At 30.6% G+C, this 20,386-nt stretch carries 19 protein-coding genes and 1 tRNA gene; 9 read left to right on the top strand and 11 right to left on the bottom strand.

Annotation, left to right across the window (positions count from 1 at the left end; all coding sequences use genetic code 11):
* Positions 1–6: 6 nt before the first annotated feature.
* The 3 genes from RXO53_RS00290 to RXO53_RS00280 form a co-directional block, all read right to left on the bottom strand.
* Positions 7–945 carry a transcription initiation factor IIB gene (locus RXO53_RS00290; protein WP_410712288.1) on the bottom strand — a complete coding sequence of 313 codons (939 nt, stop codon included), beginning with the start codon at positions 943–945 and terminating at the stop codon, positions 7–9.
* Positions 946–950: 5 nt separating this feature from the next.
* The gene (locus tag RXO53_RS00285; protein WP_410712287.1) at positions 951–1,229 is read right to left on the bottom strand and encodes an H/ACA ribonucleoprotein complex subunit GAR1; all 279 of its coding nucleotides are present in this window, start codon (positions 1,227–1,229) and stop codon (positions 951–953) included.
* Between the two features lie 252 nt (positions 1,230–1,481).
* A complete protein-coding gene (locus tag RXO53_RS00280) occupies positions 1,482–1,694 on the bottom strand; it encodes a hypothetical protein (protein WP_410712286.1) in 213 nt (70 codons plus the stop codon).
* A 264-nt stretch (positions 1,695–1,958) separates the two neighbouring features.
* On the opposite strand from RXO53_RS00280, the gene RXO53_RS00275 reads away from it, so the two are divergent.
* The 7 genes from RXO53_RS00275 (at position 1,959) to RXO53_RS00245 (ending at position 6,886) form a co-directional block, all read left to right on the top strand.
* Positions 1,959–2,372 (top strand): helix-turn-helix transcriptional regulator, encoded by a 414-nt coding sequence (locus tag RXO53_RS00275; RefSeq protein ID WP_410712285.1) that lies wholly within the window; start codon positions 1,959–1,961, stop codon positions 2,370–2,372.
* 10 nt (positions 2,373–2,382) lie between these two features.
* Entirely contained in the window at positions 2,383–2,673 is a 291-nt protein-coding gene (locus RXO53_RS00270) for a signal recognition particle subunit SRP19/SEC65 family protein (RefSeq protein ID WP_410712284.1), read from the top strand.
* A 75-nt stretch (positions 2,674–2,748) separates the two neighbouring features.
* Positions 2,749–3,924: a TIGR04053 family radical SAM/SPASM domain-containing protein gene (locus RXO53_RS00265; protein ID WP_410712283.1), complete on the top strand. Its 1,176-nt coding sequence runs from the start codon at positions 2,749–2,751 to the stop codon at positions 3,922–3,924.
* A 9-nt stretch (positions 3,925–3,933) separates the two neighbouring features.
* On the top strand, positions 3,934–4,896 hold the full coding sequence (locus RXO53_RS00260; protein ID WP_410712282.1) for an Lrp/AsnC family transcriptional regulator: 963 nt from the start codon (positions 3,934–3,936) through the stop codon (positions 4,894–4,896).
* On the top strand, positions 4,893–6,086 hold the full coding sequence (locus RXO53_RS00255; protein WP_410712281.1) for a radical SAM protein: 1,194 nt from the start codon (positions 4,893–4,895) through the stop codon (positions 6,084–6,086). The genes RXO53_RS00260 and RXO53_RS00255 overlap by 4 nt, the downstream gene beginning before the upstream one ends.
* Positions 6,061–6,729 carry a bifunctional precorrin-2 dehydrogenase/sirohydrochlorin ferrochelatase gene (locus RXO53_RS00250; protein ID WP_410712280.1) on the top strand — a complete coding sequence of 223 codons (669 nt, stop codon included), beginning with the start codon at positions 6,061–6,063 and terminating at the stop codon, positions 6,727–6,729. Before RXO53_RS00255 ends, RXO53_RS00250 begins: the two co-directional genes overlap by 26 nt.
* 79 nt (positions 6,730–6,808) lie before the next feature.
* Positions 6,809–6,886 (top strand) — tRNA-Arg (locus tag RXO53_RS00245).
* A 3-nt stretch (positions 6,887–6,889) separates the two neighbouring features.
* Here the strand turns inward: RXO53_RS00245 and RXO53_RS00240 are convergent.
* From RXO53_RS00240 to RXO53_RS00215, 6 genes are all read right to left on the bottom strand, one after another.
* Entirely contained in the window at positions 6,890–7,378 is a 489-nt protein-coding gene (locus RXO53_RS00240; protein WP_410712279.1) for an HIT family protein, read from the bottom strand.
* Positions 7,379–7,392: 14 nt separating this feature from the next.
* Positions 7,393–8,142: a CoA-transferase subunit beta gene (locus RXO53_RS00235; protein ID WP_410712278.1), complete on the bottom strand. Its 750-nt coding sequence runs from the start codon at positions 8,140–8,142 to the stop codon at positions 7,393–7,395.
* Complete coding sequence (locus RXO53_RS00230) at positions 8,143–8,967, bottom strand: CoA transferase subunit A (protein ID WP_410712277.1); 825 nt, start codon at positions 8,965–8,967, stop codon at positions 8,143–8,145.
* A 126-nt stretch (positions 8,968–9,093) separates the two neighbouring features.
* The gene (locus RXO53_RS00225) at positions 9,094–9,444 is read right to left on the bottom strand and encodes a hypothetical protein (protein WP_410712276.1); all 351 of its coding nucleotides are present in this window, start codon (positions 9,442–9,444) and stop codon (positions 9,094–9,096) included.
* Between the two features lie 123 nt (positions 9,445–9,567).
* Complete coding sequence (locus RXO53_RS00220) at positions 9,568–10,524, bottom strand: hypothetical protein (protein WP_410712275.1); 957 nt, start codon at positions 10,522–10,524, stop codon at positions 9,568–9,570.
* Positions 10,525–10,566: 42 nt separating this feature from the next.
* A complete protein-coding gene (locus RXO53_RS00215; protein ID WP_410712325.1) occupies positions 10,567–11,247 on the bottom strand; it encodes an orotidine 5'-phosphate decarboxylase / HUMPS family protein in 681 nt (226 codons plus the stop codon).
* A 174-nt stretch (positions 11,248–11,421) separates the two neighbouring features.
* Between RXO53_RS00215 and RXO53_RS00210 the strand changes: the two genes are divergently transcribed.
* Positions 11,422–15,627: a protease pro-enzyme activation domain-containing protein gene (locus tag RXO53_RS00210; RefSeq protein WP_410712274.1), complete on the top strand. Its 4,206-nt coding sequence runs from the start codon at positions 11,422–11,424 to the stop codon at positions 15,625–15,627.
* Entirely contained in the window at positions 15,624–17,492 is a 1,869-nt protein-coding gene (locus RXO53_RS00205) for a peptide-N4-asparagine amidase (protein WP_410712273.1), read from the top strand. Before RXO53_RS00210 ends, RXO53_RS00205 begins: the two co-directional genes overlap by 4 nt.
* 14 nt (positions 17,493–17,506) lie before the next feature.
* Here RXO53_RS00205 and RXO53_RS00200 read toward each other — a convergent pair whose 3' ends face one another.
* Together RXO53_RS00200 and RXO53_RS00195 are read right to left on the bottom strand one after the other, a co-directional pair.
* On the bottom strand, positions 17,507–18,265 hold the full coding sequence (locus RXO53_RS00200) for a queuosine precursor transporter (RefSeq protein WP_410712272.1): 759 nt from the start codon (positions 18,263–18,265) through the stop codon (positions 17,507–17,509).
* Positions 18,266–18,586: 321 nt separating this feature from the next.
* The gene (locus RXO53_RS00195; protein ID WP_410712271.1) at positions 18,587–20,263 is read right to left on the bottom strand and encodes a class I adenylate-forming enzyme family protein; all 1,677 of its coding nucleotides are present in this window, start codon (positions 20,261–20,263) and stop codon (positions 18,587–18,589) included.
* Positions 20,264–20,386: the final 123 nt, after the last annotated feature.

The following is a 20,386-nucleotide window of genomic DNA, read 5'->3' as shown; positions in this document are numbered from 1 at the left end:
ATATAGTTATAGATACACTATGACTGCCATATTTCCTATGAGGAATTTGTAAAGTTTTCTAACGGTAGACTCTTTAATCGATACAGAATTTGCTATTTCTTTTTGACTTATATCATAGCCATTAAGTCTAGATGTTAAATAAACCGCTGCTGCTGCAATTGCTTCCGGCTTTTTACCATATAATGTTTTGCCAGACATTATAGAATTATTGACAAATCTTATAGATTCTTCAATAATTTGCTGATCTAAATTTAATGTAGAAACAATTCTGTTTATATAAGTTACTACCCTTGTTAGCATTCTTTCTTTATTGTCAATATAATTTGCCTTTTGTGATTCTATATACCTAAATTCTTGTAATATACCCAGATCATTAAGCTTCTTTTTCCCTTCCCAAATTTTATTGTTATCTATTCCCATAAATTCTTCTATTTCTGATTGTGATATGTTTAAATTATAAACTTCTACAACCTTTGCAAGGGCTGCAGCTACTATAGCTTCCTTGTCTTTTCCCACGGAATTTCCATTTTTTTCAACATATTTATGAAGAATATATCCTAACGTCTCCTTAGCATGTATTGACAAGTTAAAATAATCGCTTACCTTATTAGCTAAGACAAATAATGCAATCCTTGGCATTTCTTGCCTCGATGTAGCATGTTTCATACTTATTCTTCTATTATTTAGTGATTTTATGTGGTTTCTAGCTTTTGGTGGCACAAAAGTTATGACTCCATCTCCTCTATCATGTCTTAAATAAGTCGTTCCCTGAGAAGCTCTCTCAACACCTTTTGTATTTTGTATTCCTTTTTCATTATAAGATCTCCATTCGGGTTTATCTATAAATATGTTTTCATCTATTACAGTACCGCATCTTTGACAAACAATCCTACCTTCAGGTGTTGTTACCAAATCTCTTGATCCGCATACAGGGCATCTTTCCATAAGTTTCACCTCTTATTATGCCGGTTCCCATATTTCTTTGTTTCAACGAAGAAAACATCATTAAAGTTAATTTTTTCTTTTATTGGTTTCACAACAGCATAAGGTTTATTCACATTACCTATTATATCAGTTATCTTACCAATTAAATTGAATCTACTATCATAAACATTACTATTTATCTTTAATCTTAAACCTTTATTTTCAACGCTTATCAAAATATAATTGAATATCATGTTTTTAGGTTTGCCTAGTAATTCTAATTTTTTATTTGATGGAACCGGCAATAATACCTCCCCTATCTAACTATAATGCCCTTTTAGTAAGAGTAATACTGGTATATTTTATGCTTTAACATAATTGAAACAATGTATAAGTTTATAATGAAATTTTATGCTTTAACATATATAATAGGTAAAGGTATACTAGAATTACATTTTTAAAGCCTTTTTAATGTCAACTTTTTTATATTATATATAATAATTAAACAATTTGCTATGCCATAATTTTTTTCAAAAACTAACATTATATAAGAAAAATTATTTTACATTATTTTCATTTTGCGCTTTTTCTATTTTAATTCCCTTTGATTCAGCCTCTTTTCTTAGAAATTCTAAAACATCATAAGGGTCTCCACCAAATCTATCTTCTATAGAATTTAATTCTCTCATCCATTTCTTTCCATATATTCTTTTTGCCAACTCTATTGTTTCATCTAAAATCTTTTTTGCCTCTTTTACTGAATTTTCCACTTATGCTCACCTCTGCATTTAATCATATATTACAAATTAAGCTAGGGGATAATAAAATGTTTTAATTATAAGAAGATTACTTAACTTTTTAATAAAATGTTTTTAATAAAATTTTTATGTTATATTAATAAAAAAGAATTTTAAAAGATTAATTAATGCATTATTAATACACGAAATACTAAAGATATAAATCTTTTAGTCATCCTATATTTATTGAGTAGTGTATCTAAAAACTAGACTAATATAACTGAGGTGCATGATAGATTGCCGCGTAATTCGGATGAGGTAGAAAAGGCTGCATTAGAAACCATAAAAGATCATAAAGATGGTGTTTTGCAAAGCGAACTATGGAAAATGATGGGATTAGATAGTAGGGAAGGATCAAGGCTTGTATTAAGATTGGCCAAGAAGGGTTTAATTAAAAGGGAACAAGTAATCGTTAATGGCAGAAGGACTTATAGATTATTTATAACAGAAAAGCCAATTGAATCCAAATTGCTAAACATTAGTTTATCTTCAATTTTGGATATTCCTTGTACGACATGTCCTCATATAGATGAGTGTGGGTTAGGGGGATATTATGAACCATCTACATGCCCATTAATGGAACTTTGGCTCAGAAAAGAAGTAAAGTTATTATCTATTAGAAAAAAGCAGTTAATGCAACAGGCAGAGTAGGTTATGTTCCATGCCTAAAGAAAATAAATACATTATTTGGCCTTCTTATCTAGATTCAAGCTTGTCAAAAAATAAAGGTAGGAAGATATCAAAAAATAAAGCCATAGTAAAGCCTAGCATTGAAGAAATAGTAATGGCAGCAAAGAAATTAGGATTAAATCCAATAGTTGAAGAAAAGAAATATCCTAAATTGTGGTACGAACAAACGAAGAGGGTAGTTATATTAAAAAAGGAGAACAAAAGGAAAATTCTAAAATTGATATCAGATGAAATAATAAAAATGAGACAGAAATCTATGTAACTAATTATACGTGTCTATATAAACATATACAATTTAATATTTATTTAGAAAGTATTAAAAGTTATGGGGTAAACTATGAGTCATAGAGAATGGCCTATGGATCAAAAGCCCATATTGATATTTTGGGAAACGACTAAGGCCTGTGGGCTTGCTTGTAAACATTGTAGAGCAGAAGCTATAACAAAACCTCTGCCTAACGAATTAAGTCATGAGGAAAGTATAAAGTTAATTGATCAAATATATGAGTTTGGAAAACCATCTCCCATACTGGTTTTATCTGGTGGAGACCCATTAATGAGAAAAGATATATGGGATCTAATAAGTTATGCTAAAGATAAAGGGATAACTGTTGCGTTATCTCCAAGTGTAACTCCTTTATTAAATGATGAAGCTATAGAAAAGATTTTAAAATATAATGTATCTTCCGTATCTATAAGCATTGATTCTCCATATAGAGAAACACACGACAAAATTAGGGGAATCTTAGGTACATGGGACAGATCAGTTGAAGTTGTAAAGAAAATAAGTGAAAAAGGAATAAAGGTACAAATAAACACTACTGTTATGAGATCAACTGTAGAAGGACTTCCCGATATGGTGGATTTGTTAATAAACAAATTGAAAGTAAAGGTATGGGAAGTTTTTTATTTAATACCTGTTGGAAGAGGTAAATTTGAAGAAGATTTAACTAAGGATGAATGGGAAGACGTTTCATCTTTTTTATATGAGGCAAGTAAATATAATATAACAATAAGGACTTCGGAAGGACCAATATTTAGAAGGGTAGCATGGCTTTACAGATATTTAGAAAAAAATGGTATTGATCATGAAAAAGCAATAAATCATGGAAAGCTTTATTATGAACTTGTGAGCAGGCTAAGAGAAAAAATGGGAGAACCAAATCAAGAAAGTAAGGCTGAAACCCATGGAACCAGGGATGGTAAAGGAATAATATTTGTATCTCATGATGGCTATGTATATCCTAGTGGATTTTTGCCTTATCCAGCGGGAAACATAAAAAATAAAAGTATAGTAGATATTTACAGGAATTCTGAACTTTTCAAAAAATTGAGATCTTCTCAGCTAAAAGGGAAGTGTGGAATATGTGAGTTCAAAAATATATGCGGAGGTAGCAGAGCCAGATCATTTGCATATTCTGGAGATCCGCTAAGCGAAGATCCTTCATGTTTATATAATCCTGGGGATTATGAACAGTTATTAAATAAATACAATTTAAATTATTTAATTTAGGGTGATTATATGGACCAAATAGATAAGGAAATATTAATGGAATTACAATATGATTTTCCTTTACATACAAGGCCTTATGACGATATAGCTAATAAATTAGGATTAAAGCTGGAAGATCTATTAGAAAGAATAAATAATTTAAAAAAAGAAGGCATAATAAAGAGAATAGGTTTTTACTACAATTTTAGGGCACAAGGTAATGAAGCTGCTTTAATAGCATTTGATTCTGGAGAAAATTATAAAAAGTTAGCCGAAATAGCTATGAAAGATCCTCTTGTTACTCACAGCTATTTGAGAAACCACCCAATTTATAATGTTTGGATAGTAGCTAAAAGAGCTAGCAATGAAGAATTGATTAATTTAGCAGAAAGAATGACTAGAGAGTCTAATTCAAAATCCTATGTTGTTTTGCTTTCTAAAAGAACGTATAAATTAAGCGTTAAGTATGATATTATAAACGGTATATCCAAAGCTGGGAAATACGCTTTATTGCGGGAAAGAGTTCCTTTATTAAAAGATTTAAACGTTGATAAAGATCTTCCATTATCTGTAAAAAGCCTTCCTATAAATGAGAAACCTTATGAGTTTGTTTTAAAGAAGTATAATTTAAAGGAGGAAGAGCTTGAATACATATTAAAAGAATTACTAGATAAAGGGGTTTTAGCCGATCCAGGGGCTTCTTTAGATGGAGAAAAACTTGGATTTAAGGAAAATGGAATGATAGTAATGGAACCCAATGGAAATGAAGAATCAATATGTGAATGCGCTGCCTCAATGAGTTTTTCAACTCATGTTGTTTTAAGGCAATCCGTACCAGAAGGTAGATGGAAGCATGTAAGCTATTCTATGGTTCACGCTGTAGATAAAAAGAAAATAGAGGATATGGCTAATATTCTTAAAAGAGAGTGTAAACCAAAAGACCTTATGATCATATATAGCTTAGCCGATTTAAAACCAGGTGTGGTCAGATGATTCCTATAAGTGTTATGGTAACTGGAGAAGGAACTGTATCATCAAAGATAAAAGGACATTATAATAAAGAAAAACCGTCGAATTTTTCTAACGAATTAAGACCTGTTATTTTCTGGAATATAACGTATAAATGCAATTTAAATTGTGTACATTGCTATATAGATGCTTCATCAAAAAGTACAAAGGAAGAATTAAGCAGAGAAAAGTTAATTGAGGTAGCAAATGAAATAGTAAATTTGCAGATCCCTTTAGTAATTTTTACAGGTGGAGAGCCTTTATACAGAAAAGAATTTTGGGAATTATCAGAAATTTTATCTAATAAAAAAAGGCCTAAACTGGGTTTAAGCAGTAATGGAACATTGATAACAGAAGAAAATGCAAAAAAATTAAAAGAACTTGGGTATGATTATATAGGCATATCGCTTGATAGCATAAACCCTGAGTATCATGATAAGTTTAGGGGTTATGAAGGCGCATTCTCGTTAACTATAAGGGGTATCCAGAACTCAATCAAATATGGAATAGATGTAGGAATAAGGACTACTGTTACAAAATATAACGTATTAGAAATACCTAAGATGATAGACTTTGCTGCGAAAATTAAAGCCAAAAGAGTATCATTATATCTTTTAGATACTATTGGGAGAGCTGTTAATATAGTTTCAGATCTACCTACAAAGGATCAATTAATTCAACTCTCAAAAGAGCTCATAGAGAAAGCAAAGGAATACAAGACTCAGCTAGAAATCCAGCTTGTTAGGGGAAACTTTATTGGAATATATGTTGCAGATCAGATTGCTAATAATAAGGATGATTTTATTAAATACCTTAAAATGATAGAAGCTCAAGGTGATTGCGGAAGGAAAACAATTAGTATTTATCCTGATGGAACTGTAAGACCATGTCAATTTATTGAAGACTATATAATAGGAGATTTAAGAGAGCAAAAGTTGAAAGACATTCTTAACTTAAGCAATAAAAACCTTGAAAAATTTGTTAATTTGTCGGAAAACTTGAGAGGAGAAAGATGCTCTTCTTGTTTATTTAAAAAGATATGTGGTGGAGGCAGTAGGGGTAGAGCAAAAGTTGTTAACAAAGATTTTTGGGGAGATGAGCCTCTATGCTTTTTGGACTATAATGAAATAGAAAAAAGGTGGAATTTAAATGACTTACATACCATTATATATTGATTTTTCTGATTTTAATGTTTTGGTAATAGGTGGGGGTAAAGTAGGTAATAGAAGAGCTAGAACCTTTTTGGATGCTGGTGCAAATGTTACTATAGTGGCTTCTTATTTCAGCGAAGATATAAATGAAATAAAAAATAATAGAAAGGTAAAATTAGTAAATTTTGAAATAAAAGATCCAAAAGATTTAGAAAAGTTAATTGAGGAAAACGATTTAATAGTTATAGCTACAAATAATAATGAAATTAATAATGAAATATACGAAATTGCTAAAAAGAAAAGAAAATTAATAAATAATGCAACAGATGCTTCAAAAGGTAACGTAATAGTACCGTTTAGGAAAAAACTTTATGAATATTTGGAAGTTGCTACAACAAGCTTAGGCTATACTGGTATTGCTGCGAGAAGAAGCTTAGAAAAAATAGAAAGTTGTTTAAAAAATGATATAGAAATTAAGACGCTTTACGATTCAATGAAGGAATTAAAAAGATATATGAAAGAAAAAATTATTGATCCTAAGCTTAGATATAATTTATATTTTGAAGTAGAAAAAGATGATATCTATGAAAAATACGTTAAAGAAGGAAACATAGAAAAAGCCTTGGAGAGAGCTAAAGAAATTATAAGGCAATATATTAAAGATTAGTAAAGCTTTAAAATTTTATTTACAAACTAAACTTTTGGCATCATACCGAGAGGGATGCTGGGGCCTAGTGGTCCTAATTGGACCCGTGGCTCAGCCAGGATAGAGCGTCGGCCCCCTAAGCCGAATGTCGGGGGTTCAAATCCCCCCGGGTCCGCCACAACTAAGAATTTAAAGATTCTTTGATTTTGTTCATGTCCTCTATCAAATCTTCCTCCTTAACTTGTACCCTTCCTTTTAATGCTAAAGATTTAAAATCTTCAAGCCTTGATTGAAGGTTATCAAGGCTTACTTTAGGGAAGCCCTGATATGCATCCATAACTGAAAAATATTTATCTGTAATATCCCCTTCCCTCACTGGAATCAATATTAAATGATAATGAGGAACCCTTAGTCCTCTAGCAATTAATGCTATAGCTTTTGGGTTAAATGCCTTAATCATTGCTCTACCTACCATATTTACAGCTTTATAGAAACTGTAAATTAATTCGTCAGGCATTTCATAAAAGTATACAAAATGCTTTTTAGGTATAACTAAGGTTTGTCCTCTTGACATGGGATAAATATCCATTATAGCTATAACATTATTATCTGAGTAAACTGTATAAGATTTTTCCTCACCTTTTATAATTCTACAAAAAACATCTTCCATTAAAATTCACCAATTCAGCCATAATTCTCTTCATATCTTAAGCCATAGGGATCTGCTTGATTAATTATTCTAAGCTCTTCATCATTTAATGCTTTTATTTCGTCTACTTTATTTGGTACCTGTATTTTCATTCCACCTGTGCTAGAAATAACATCTTTTACATCAAATCCTTGAATAAGAGCCTTTAAAATTGGTCCTCCTTTTTTGAACTCTATTAATGCCTTGTTTGTGCATAAGTATGTGCCTAGATTGTTATTAATCCTTAAACTTCCATTACCTGTTATAAAATCTACCCTTTTCACTAATACCCTAGGATCATGTCTCGCCCATATCACTATCTTCTTAACTATAGGGTAAAGATATGCTGTAGCAGCCCCTCCTGGAAGCTTTACTTTTGGTTTTTCATAGCTCCCAATAACAGTTAAGTTTATGTTTGATTCTTCATCTATTTGAGCTGCTCCAAAGTACATTAAATCCATTTTTCCTTTAGCTGCAATATCAAATGCATCTATGGTTGTTAATGTTGCAATACCTTCCTGCTCGGAGTATGGATCTCCTGTAGAAGGTCTTACCCTTAACTTTGATGGATCAATTAAAAAAGGTTCTGCAACGCTGTGCCATATGAAGTCTTTCTTTAAATATTTTGCTGCATAAACCATTGCAAGCTGAGGTAGTATACTATCTAACCCATGATAAACGTATTCATTATTTTCTATAAAGCTTCCTAGGCATTTAATCATTATATCAGTCGGTCTAGATGACATTTAATACCACCTTTTGATTAAATTGGCTTTAATCCAATCCATAGCTCTTCCTTCTTTTGCATATTCATAATACTCTTTTATCGCCTTATAGTCTGCTTCATACATAGTATACATAGCAGTTGGCCATGCACCATTTTTTGCATTTATTACTGCTGTAGCGTGAATTAGTGTAGAAGATAAAGTTTCTGCATTTCTTTTCTTTAGTTCTTCTTTATCTACAATCTTTTCAGCTGTTATTATAACCTTCTTGGCAGCCCTTATTTTTAACTCGTCTTCATATCTGGGACCCAATATAACTGCGTTTCCATACTCATCGCTCATATGAACATGAATTACAGCTACATCTGGTTCAATTGCTTTTATAATTGCAATGTCTTCATTAGTAAATGGATCTTTTATAATTTTCCATGTATTTCTTTCTTCATGTATTTTAACCAAATCGGAACCTATTACACCCCTAACTGGCATAAAAGGAACTCCTTGAGCTCCTGCTCTCAATCCAGCTATTACTGCTCCGCAAGTATCTTCTAAATAGTCTACCTGTTTTCTTTCAGCAGCCTTTCTTACGCTTGGAGATAGCCCAAAGTGTTCAAATGTTGCCATTGCAGCCCTAATCATTTTCAACTTATTAGCTGCCGTCAGCACATCTAATCCAAATCCTGGTTCTCTATCGACAAAAGATAGGTCTTTTTTATTTGAATTAACTAAAGCTGCTATAAAGCTCATAGGATTTCTAAAAAATGTCATTCCGCTAATTGTAATTAAATCACCGTTATTTATAAGATCGACAGCCTCATTTAAACTCATAACTTTACTAGTTGGCATAATTCTCTACCTTGTAGTTAATGTATTCATTAGGGTATATATTTTTTTATTATTGAAAATTATAAAGCATAAGTAATCATAAAAAATTATTGCGTTTTATAAATTATTTTAGCATTAAATAAAAATTTACTTTATTAACGCAAGTATTCCTGATAATAACAATAAAATGAAGCCTATTCCAAATGCTCCAAAAGCAATTGGTATAGATATAAAGGCAGATAGTATTAACAAAATTCCAGACGCAATCCTATCATTTATAGAAATCCCAATTGTTGCAAATATTATAGATAATGCTCCTATTGTTATTGGAAATATCATAAATGAATATCTATAAATATAATAATGTCTATAATATCCCATCATTCCCATAAATCCATAATAGTAATAAAATCCAAATAACATAAAGATAGAAAATATAACTGTTACAAATAAGATTAGCAAAAGACCTATTAAGCCTAATACTTTATATGTTTCCAATATACCACCTAAAATAATGTTAATATTTTACCTTAATAATTTTATGTTCTTATGTTTAAATTAAAATAGGTGAAATCTATTAAAATAGTATAATTTTACAAATCTGCAATATAATTAAAGAGATTAATCTTTTTCTAAGTATTCTAGCACATCTGTTATCATAGATTTAGCAGTAGAAATAGCTGGTCCGGCTGGTCCTGTTAAAGTTATTGTATCATTATCAACATTAAATAGGATACAGTTATAATTTTTTGAAACTCTAGCAAGTTGAGAATCCATTTCAATTTCTTCCAAATGCACGCCTTTTTTGTTACCATCAAAATAAGCAATATATTTTATCCTTTTTCCTTCGTTCAAAGTTTTTCTAATTTTTTCCTCATTAATATTTAGTAGGGATTCCCTCTTGATTTCATTTATGTTAGATTCTATATCTAATGTGTTTAATATTATACTCAGTTTTGCAGCTGCATCATAACCGTCTATATCAATTTTTGGATCTGGCTCAACCAAACCCAATTCTTTTACTTTATCTATAGCACTTTGCATTGAGTATCCGCTTTCAACTAAACTCAGGATATAATTTGTTGTTGCATTTAACACAGCCTTAATCCCTTTTAGATTTCTCCCTCTAAGTCCTTTTGCCACATCAATGGCTGGCGTTCCAGCCATTACTGTTGCTCTATATCCAAAGAACAATTTATTGTTTTTAACTTTCTTCATCAAAGAGCTAAATTCTAAAGCAAGTCCTGTTTTGTCTGCTGTTATTATATTAATATTGTTATCGATCAACGTATTGTATATTGATAGATTAGGTTCTCCATTATAATATGAGGGAGGAATTGTTACAAAGGCTATATCTGGAATGAATTCATTAATTAAATCTAAAATATCGATTTTCTCTCTATTTCCTCTTGGATATTCATTTGCTAAATTGTTTAACTCTGATCTCCAATTATTTTTTAATTTATAGACTCCCTTTGACGTTATCACAGCTATAATTTCAATCTTGTTAAGAGAAATAAGTTCCTTAGCTAAAGCTTTTCCAACATTTCCAAAGCCTACCATTATACCCTTTTTCACTTTAATCTCCAATATAAACTTTATTGTAAAGTTTTAAATAATTTAACATTTTGAATTTAAGTTTTTAATAGCTATATTAGTTGCCTCATAAGGATCTTTGGCTTTAGTTATACCTCCTCCTATTATTATTATATCAGCTCCAGCAGATGAAATTAAAGGTACTTCTTCAGGCTTGATACCTCCAGCTACTGCAACTATTCCTCCAAAGCTATCCTTTATTTTTTTTATTAATTGAGCATAATTTCCAGCTGTAACACCCATTTTAACTTGAACGTCAATTCCTATATGTAGTAAAGCTACATGAACTTTTGCGTTTTTAAGTTTTTCAATACCTTTCTGAATATCTTCAACTCCAATAAGATCTCCATAAACGACTCCTTCCCATTTATTTGCTTCCTCAACCGTTTCCTTTATCGTTTCTATATTAGTTGCAGCTGATACAGATACAGCATCAGCTCCATTACTGAATGCAAGGTTAGCCTCCAAAGATCCTACATCCATAATTTTTAGATCTGCAAAAACTAGATGATTACCTTTCAACGAGTGCAATAATTTAACAGAATTAATTCCATAAGATTTTATAAGAGGAGTTCCTGCTTCTAAGATTAAATTTTCTCTTCTATCAATGCTTGATGCAATTTTAATTGCAGGATTTATATCAGTGAAATCAAGAGCTATTTGCAATAGTTTGTTACATTTCTCAAGTCTCTCTATAAACTTCATTACCAATTCATTCACCAATTTATAATCTTTTGTTTGACTTAAAAAATATTGCATTAGTATAAAATTAAGCTTGAGATAGTCCTTTAAAGATCAATTTGTTATTTAACATTTCTTGTTAATTAGAAAGATTTATTAAACTTAAATAATATAAATAAAATCGTCTGGTGAACTATTGTGGGTAAAACTTTTAAGAAACTAATTAAATATTCTTCGTTTGTGTTTATATTTGTCTTCATCCTATCTATTTTTGGTCCTTTGACATTTGCAGTATCAAATAAAGCAACTAATAACAGTACATATTATTATGGCCCTTCACTTAACGGCACATATTTGGGTCAATTACCAGATAATACAATGATTAGTTTTTCAGTATTCTTCCCTCCTCAAAATTATAGTTATTTACTATTTTTATCTCAAGAGGTGGCAAACAAACAAATTAAGCCATTAAATAGAAATGAAGTCTTAAATACGTTTTCTCCGCCTTTACAAGAATTTAATAATGTAATAGATTACTTAAAATCGCAAGGATTCATAATTACTTACCAAAGTCCTGATAGATTTTCAATTATGGCTGAAGGTCCAGCTTATTTAGTAGAGAAGGTATTTGAAACAAATTTAGTTCTTTATAAAAGCTACAATGGTGTAATTTATTACGCTCCTAATAACAATCCAAAAATACCATCTATACTCTCAAATACCTTAATATTTGGATTAAATAATTTTACTCAATTTAAACCGCCTTATCTCTTATCGGGAAAAATAATAAATAAATACTTTGTTCCTTTAAATAGTTCTGGTTATAAACTATTTAATGATTTTAAAAAAGATCAAATGGCGGGTGCAATAACATATTACACCCCTGGAGACTTTGAAGGGGCATATAATGTAACCAATATAATGAAATACAGCGATAGATCATCAATAGCTATAATAGATGCCTATGGAGATCCACTAATTTATCAAGATCTATATCAATTTGATTCTATGTTTGGGCTTCCCTCAGTAAACTTAACTTTAATACCTATAGGTCCTTATCATCCAAGTATTGGAATTGGAACAGGTTGGGATATAGAAACTGCTTTAGACGTAGAAGCAGCTCAAACAATGGCTCCATATGCTCACATTTACTTGTTAGTAACATCTAATCCAGCAAATGCATTGTATGAGGCGATAGATTATGTAGTAAGCTTGGATTTGGCAAACGTTGTGTCAATGAGTTGGGGTGCATCAGAAAATACGATAGCTTTAACGGGCTTCTATACGTCAGATCCATATTATGTGCAAGCCCAATTTAATTTAGGCTATGCATATGCAGACTATTATTTTGCATTAGGTAGTGCAGAAGGAATATCGTTCTTTGCATCTAGCGGAGATGAGGGCGCTTACGGAGGTACCCCAGAACTATACGGGGGAGTTTCATTTCCATCAACATCACCATTTGTAACAGCAGTAGGAGGAACTTCATTATTTGTTAATATAACTTCAGGTTATTTATCTGATTTGAACTCAACCGGTACTTATGGATATGAAAATGCATGGTCGGTTTCACCACTTTATGGAACAAGTGAAGTTGCTTCGACAGGAGGGTATTCCACATTAATACCAAAGCCATGGTATCAATTAGGAATTGTTACAGGAACTTATAGAGCTGTTCCAGATGTAGCAGCTGACGCAAATCCCTATACAGGCTTTGTCGAGTTAGTTGATGGAAGTTTAGAAGTAATTGGAGGAACTAGCCTAGCATCACCATTATGGGCTGGAGTGACAGCAGATATTGATGGATATCTCAATACTAGTTTAGGATTACTAAATCCATTATTATATAAAATATATGAAAATAAAACTTTATATGATATGGCGTTTCACCAAATAAATTTTGGATATAATGGTTATTATTCAGCAAATTCAGGATATAATTTAGTAACAGGATTAGGCAGTCCTAATGCCGGTTTGCTAGCTAAAGCAATTGAAAATATTATTAGCGAAGCTCATTTAGAAATATCTGTAACTACTTATCAAAATGGTGCACAATATCCATGGTATATGTATAATACATCTTTTGAAATAATATCGGATATAACTTATCAAAATGGTTCTTTAGTTACAGCAGGGAACTTTAATGCATATATCTATACATCTAACGGTTTATTAGAAAAAATACCATTAGAATTTAATGGTCAGTATTGGATAGGGAATGTAAACATTACGCAAGGTATGCCTCCAAATATATGGACAATAGTAGTAAATGGAACTTCAAATAGTAATTTAGTGGGTATGGGGGCAACAGATATTGATGTAGGTGTAGGACTAGCTATAATATCACCTCCAACGCCAGCACCATATCCTTATGGTCCTCCATTGTTTGCTAATTACCCATTTTATGTGGAAGTATATGCTACATTGCCAAATGGTAATCCTGACGACAATTTATCATTAAATGCATATTTAATTAAAAATGGAGTTGTTTATTATAGTACACCTTTAATTTCAGAAGGAGGAGGCATATATTATGGAGAAATGATTCTACCTTATCCTGACCCACAAGGATCTTATATATTAATGGTGAATTCATCGCAAGGAAATGTCTATACTTATGAATATTTTGGAGAGGCAATTCTAGAAAGCTTTGTCATAACACCAGTAAATGATGGATTGCCAAGTGCTTCACCAGGAGAAACAGTTATTCTTGCTGCTTTAGCAATTGATCCAATTGGTCTTGGTATGTTTACAAGCAATATATATGCAAACATATATAATTTATCTAATTATTTAGTCGCTCAGATTCCATTACAACCCACATCTTCAGGCTTCCAAACAGGATTTTTCACAATACCATCCAATTTAACTTCCGGATTTTACAATGTAGTTTTTATTTCTAACGAATCAACAGCTATAAGTCCATTATTTGGTTATGCGAATCAATCATTCTACGTTTCCCCCTCTACATTAAATACTAATATAGAATCGGTTTCTACAGCATATGAAGGACAATATATAAAAGTATTTGCAAATATTACATATCAAAACGGAACAGAAGTTAAATATGGAACATTTACTGCAACTTTGATACCTGATCAATACTATTCAGGATTATTAGATTATAGCTTCACAGTTGGAATACCATTACAATATAATTCATCATTAAACGAATGGTATGGAATATTACAGTTACCTTCATTAAGCAGTCCCGGAATATTTACAGGTTTAAGTTCTATGGAATTATCAGGTCCATGGTCAGTTACTGTATCAGGAGAAGCTGCTAATGGCAATGATGAAGTATCTACTCCTTATAATATATATCTAGAGCCTTATACTTTCATAGGCTCTTTAATTATTAACCAAAATAATTATACTTCTTTACCTATGGGAACCGTTATTGGTAATAGTATAGAAGGGGTGTATTCTAATAGTTTGATTATTAAAAATGCATCATTACTCATAGAAAATAGTGTAATAAACAATTTAACTATAGCAAATTCAACAGTAAAGATAATCGGATCTCAAATAAATAGAATAATGGCTGAAGATTCTAATATAAGTTTGTTAAACGATAATATAGGTCCTGGAATAGTTGGTGTTTCGTTGATTAATAGCAATGCTAACATAGTAAATTCTGTATTTGAAAATCTTATATACGCATTTTCGCAGGAAAACAGTAAAATTGTTTTAAGTGGGTTAAATGAATACAATGTTACTCATTTATCTAATGTAACATTACCAAAGGTTGTATCTGTCTATCCTATCAATGTAACGCAGGCTATAAATTATGTTTATATTAATTTATCAAATAATAACTTTACACCAGTACAAGTATTACTTGACAGCATACCCATTAATTACACCTATAAAATTGCGAACGGAATGTTAGAATTGGCCATTCCGTTCAATTCAACATCTATGCCTGATGGAACATACATTGTTACTATTATTTTAAATAATGGTTTATCTTATAATATTAGTGTAAAAATTTATAATAACTATCATTTATTATACCAAACCTTGCTTATTGATAATTTAGAAAATACTTTATCAAAAGAAATTAACACAGCATCATCTCAACTCCAATCTTATATATTATCAAATGTTTCATTATTAAACAACAAAATTAACACAGCATCATCTCAACTCCAATCTTATATATTATCAAATGTTTCATTATTAAACAACAAAATTAACACAGCATCATCTAATTTCAATTCTACCTTGACAACACTAGTTAATAACTTAGAAAAAATGATAAGTTCCGTAAATTCAACGGCACTTGCAGCCAGTAAGAAAGGCTCAACATCTTATGTAGTAGGTGCTTCAGGCTTGACAGTTGGTATTATAGGTATAATTATAGGAGGTATAGCATTAGCTATGAGGAGGATGGTAAAATGAGAAGGATAATAGTATATTCTATAATAATTTTAATCCCTTTATTGTTGATAAATATTTTGCCTTTAGCTCATACAGAAGTTAATAGTAATTTATATAGAAAAAGGATTGCAAACATTACAATATCTTCTTCAATTATTAAAAGAATGAATGGAAATGACGGTTATTATTCATTTGAAGCTTTCAATATTATTCCTCCAAACGTTACCCCAACTGTCATTAATATAGCAACGAACGCATATTTTGGAGAAAGTGGAATGATACCTTATAATAAAATAATTAATATACCAAGAGGAAACTACAGCTTAATACTTATGAACGTTTCAATAAGTGAGCATAATGGAACTCAGTATGATAGGGCATTTTATATATTTGCTAATGGTACTCCAATATTTTGGGGGTCAACACAAGAAATTCTAAATTCCACATCGGAAGTAGATCTGACTTTATTTGAAAGACTTTTATCTGGGCCAGTTGAATTTCAAATAGTGCTGCCCAACTATATTGTACCTAAAATAGGGATAACTGGTTATTACCTAGTAAACGTAACTCTATATCTTTATAATGGTAGTCCACCAAGTAATTTACCCAACTATTTCATACCATTATTTACTAATAGTTTTGGGTATTCATACACAGTTTTAACACCTAATAAGGATATTGCTATGCAATCATTAAATATACCCAATGGGACCGAAAAATCTATGTTGTTATTATTTGAAGAAGGTGGAGAAGACGACGAATTTTGGTACGCTAATGAACCAGCGATAAGAAATATAGAAGTTTATTACAACAACGAATTAGCTGGTATTTTAAATCCATTTGAGACAATTTATACTGGAGGAATCAATTTATTCTATTGGAAACCTTTAACATCTATTAATACACTTTCATTCCATATGCCCTACTATATAGATTTAACTCCACTATTAGCATTAGGAAGTAACGTAACATTATCTGTTACTATAAGCAATTTAATTCTAGCTGAAGAAATGATGCAAAGCCCATATTTCACATGGGATATATCTGGTGTATTAATGCTTTGGGTAAATAGTTCTAATCCCTTAATTTCTGGAAAAATAATTAATATGAAATCTAATTTAATTGATACTCAACCAATATTAATTCCAGGATTTACAGGCATATATTATCAAGAAGCATCTAATTATTATATAAACTATACATCAATTTTAAATTATAAATATGGAAGAGAAATAGCATCATCTGCTCAATCAGGTATAACTATTGCAAAGCAAACGTTTTCATATTTTAATCAATACGCATTTTTGGATGAAAAATTCTCTGAGAGTTCCTATGAAAAAGGTTTATTAAATTCCTCATTACTTATAAATGCAAATTATCCTATAAGCTTTTATTATGATTTCTTTGTAGCTCCAATTACAAATCCATATATAATACCATATAATGCAACCTATTTGCAAAACGGAACTATTAGCATGAATCCTTCATATTCAATTATGTATATTAATGGAAAATACAACTTGACTGAATCTTTAGAATATAATTTAAATGCTATAGGGGGATTTAGCGGCATTTTAGAGATAATAAATCAATATGGTGGGGCTGTTTTAGTTGGATTAACAAGTAATAACGCTGTTGTTACTAAGACATTAAACGCAGTATACTTGGTTAATGGAATTGGTTTTGAAGAGAATTTCTTTGCTCAAGCAATCCAAAACAATACAATTAATATGGCAGGGTATTTGGTTAAATACTATAAATCTTTTATGAAGGTATCAGATAGTTACAATAGTAATGCATTAAACGTCTATTCTAAAACAATAAAAGAATTAAAATATTATCATACATGCGATAAACTAGGATTTAATTTTATTAAATTATATTAATTATATATTTTAAATTAAAAATCTCTTTTTACATTTTTGATTAGCAATCTATAAACTATATACCATGGAGAATTAAATATTGCTAAAATAATTTTCATTAAAGCGCCCATCCATATCATATTTAGGACAACACTTAAATTTAAAATACCAAAGAAAGCTAGTGGGTAAAATATGATGCTATCTATAATCATTGTTGATATATCAGATGTCGTAACTCTAGTCAAAACCAAAGCAATAATTCTTCTATTTGATTTCCAATCCTCTTCGGTTTTATACGCCATTATCTTTAACTTAGCAAAAATGGTTGCATTCCATAACTCATCAGCCCCAAAAGCAATGTATGATGCTATCATTATTCTTGGAGCAGCTACCATAAACTGGAGCCAATATTTATTAGCAACATCTTCCCAAGAAGGAACTGGTAACATAGCATCAGCTAAAATGAAGGTCGCCATTAATATATTTGCTATTAAAGCAACAGCAATAGCTGTATAAGCTTTTTTCCTACCATATACCTCATTAATCATATCATCAAGTTGGCTAGCGAATGGAAATATTAATGTACCTCCCGAGACTATGAAAGGTATTATAATGTTGTAAATTGTTATTCTTGATGCTAAAATATTTGCACCTACAGAATAAATAGAATATAATACTATTAGTGTTGGAAGGCCGTAGGTATTCCTATATTTTCTAACTAAATATGCTCCAAATGCAGTGCTTATTGTATTTCCTGATATCCAGAATATCCATGCATAAATCATTGGATTCATTTTTTATCACTTTTTGCCTTTATTTTCCTTTATAAATAAATATATAAATTTTTTTGACAAATTAAAAAATTATTTATTAAATTAAGATTTAATAAAAGAAGATATTGTTTAGAATTCTATTTTAGGTAAACTACACACTCTTACTCATGAACTCCCAAGTGTTTCAAAAAAATTAATACCATTATTAAGAAGAATATGGTTCTAGCCATAGAACGGGTATTTAAATGGTTTAGGAGGATATAGATATCCAGATACTGTTTTAGTTTGTCAAAACAAATTAGAAATTTTAACAAAAACTCCTAGGGTTTTATAATCTAGGAATTAAATAGATTGATTTTCACTTAATTCTTTAACTTTATCTCTCAACATATTTTTTAAAGCTTTTCCCAAGGGATTTCTTGGTATTTGATCAATAATTATCAATTTTTCGGGCCATTTATATTTAGCCACTTGTTGTTCTTCCATGAACTTTCTGATTTCTTCTAAGTCTAAAGCTTCATTAGGTTTTAATACAACAAAAGCAGCAACTACTTCTCCTAGCCTTGGATCAGGCCATCCAACTACGGCAGCATCTAATATTTTTGGATGCTTCTTTAATAGATCTTCTATTTCTGCGCTTGGTATTTTGAAGCCACCCCTATTAACTATGTCTTTTTTCCTATCGTAAAATGATATGGTACTATGATCAATTATTTGGAAATAATCACCAGTGCAAAAATATCCTTCATTGTCGAATGATTTTTTTGTAAAGTCAGGTTGATTAAAATATGATGCCATAGTGAAAGGACTTTTATAGCATAGCTCTCCTATTTGCCCTGGCTCTTTTAGCTCATTTCCAGCAGGATCTACAATTTTAGTATCAATAGCATTATTAAAAACTTGGTACCATTTTAAACCTTTATGAGGCCATGGAAAGGCTCTTGATCTTTTTTCAAGGTCCTCTATATTTTCTCTTGTAGAAAATAGTCCAGTTCCTTCATTTTGGCCCCATATATTTATTGGCTCAATCCCTAGTTTGTTAAGTTCAACAAATGTCCATGGAGGTGGCGGAGCTGCACCTTGAGCCAAGTATTTTAATTTCAGTCTTTGATTAAATAAACCCTGCTTTAATAAAGATACTACTATAGCTGGGACCATTAATGTGAAAGTAACGCCTTCGTTTATCAATTGGTTATAAAATATTACAGGGTCAAATGGATTGTGAAGAACTAATGTGCCAGATATAATTATCCATGGAACTAATCCAACTCCAATGGCTGCCATATTAATAAGAGGTGAAGAAACAGCTATTACTTCTCCATCATTCAATATAGCTCCAGGGTATCTATTTCCATCGTATAAAAATCTTAAGAATCCCCAATTATTATGAGTTAATGGTGCAGCTTTAGGATCTGTTTCAGTTCCAGAGGTCCAGGCAATTGTAGCAATATCGTTTCCATCTAAGTATGTTTCATTAATATCATCTCTTATTTTGTAATTTTTTGTAATTTCACTCCATTGTGATAAAGTAATAATATTTTTAATACTTGAGCATTCATTTTCCATTAATTCTTTAGACATTGAAAGATAATCAAAATCTTTATATCTTTCTATTAACATATAGGTATAAGGTTTTATTATGTTACATACTTTCTTTACTTCATATTTTCTCCATTGCAATGGTATAGGAGAAATTATAGTAGAAGCCTTCCAAATAGACAAATACGCCAAAACAAGTTCTATGGTATTTGGGAATTGAACTAACACGATTTTGTCTTTGAAAACTCCATGATCAAGTAAATATGAAGCCCCTCTTTTTACTCTTTCGTATAGCTCAAAATATGTCAACCTTTCAGGTGCTAAACCCGTTATGTCTTTTTTATTAGGCGGATCAACAACAGCTAACCTTTCTGGGTTTTTAAGTACATTTCTTTTGAATCTTTCTATAAGAGTTATATTATCCCACCACCCTTCAGAAACATACTTATTTATTACATCTTTGCTGTGCAATACTACCACTTTCCCACCTGTATAATTTTTTATTGTTGAATCTAATAAATCTTAGTATACAATAAGATATTCAATTACTTAATATTAAAAGCATTAAATTTCAAAGAATTTAAAATCTCTAATTTATTTTAA

The organism is Caldisphaera sp. (genome assembly GCF_046536515.1).
Lineage (GTDB): Archaea > Thermoproteota > Thermoprotei_A > Sulfolobales > Acidilobaceae > Caldisphaera.
The sequence above is the reverse complement of the archived record's forward strand: the minus strand, read 5'-3'. Positions and strand labels throughout refer to the sequence as shown.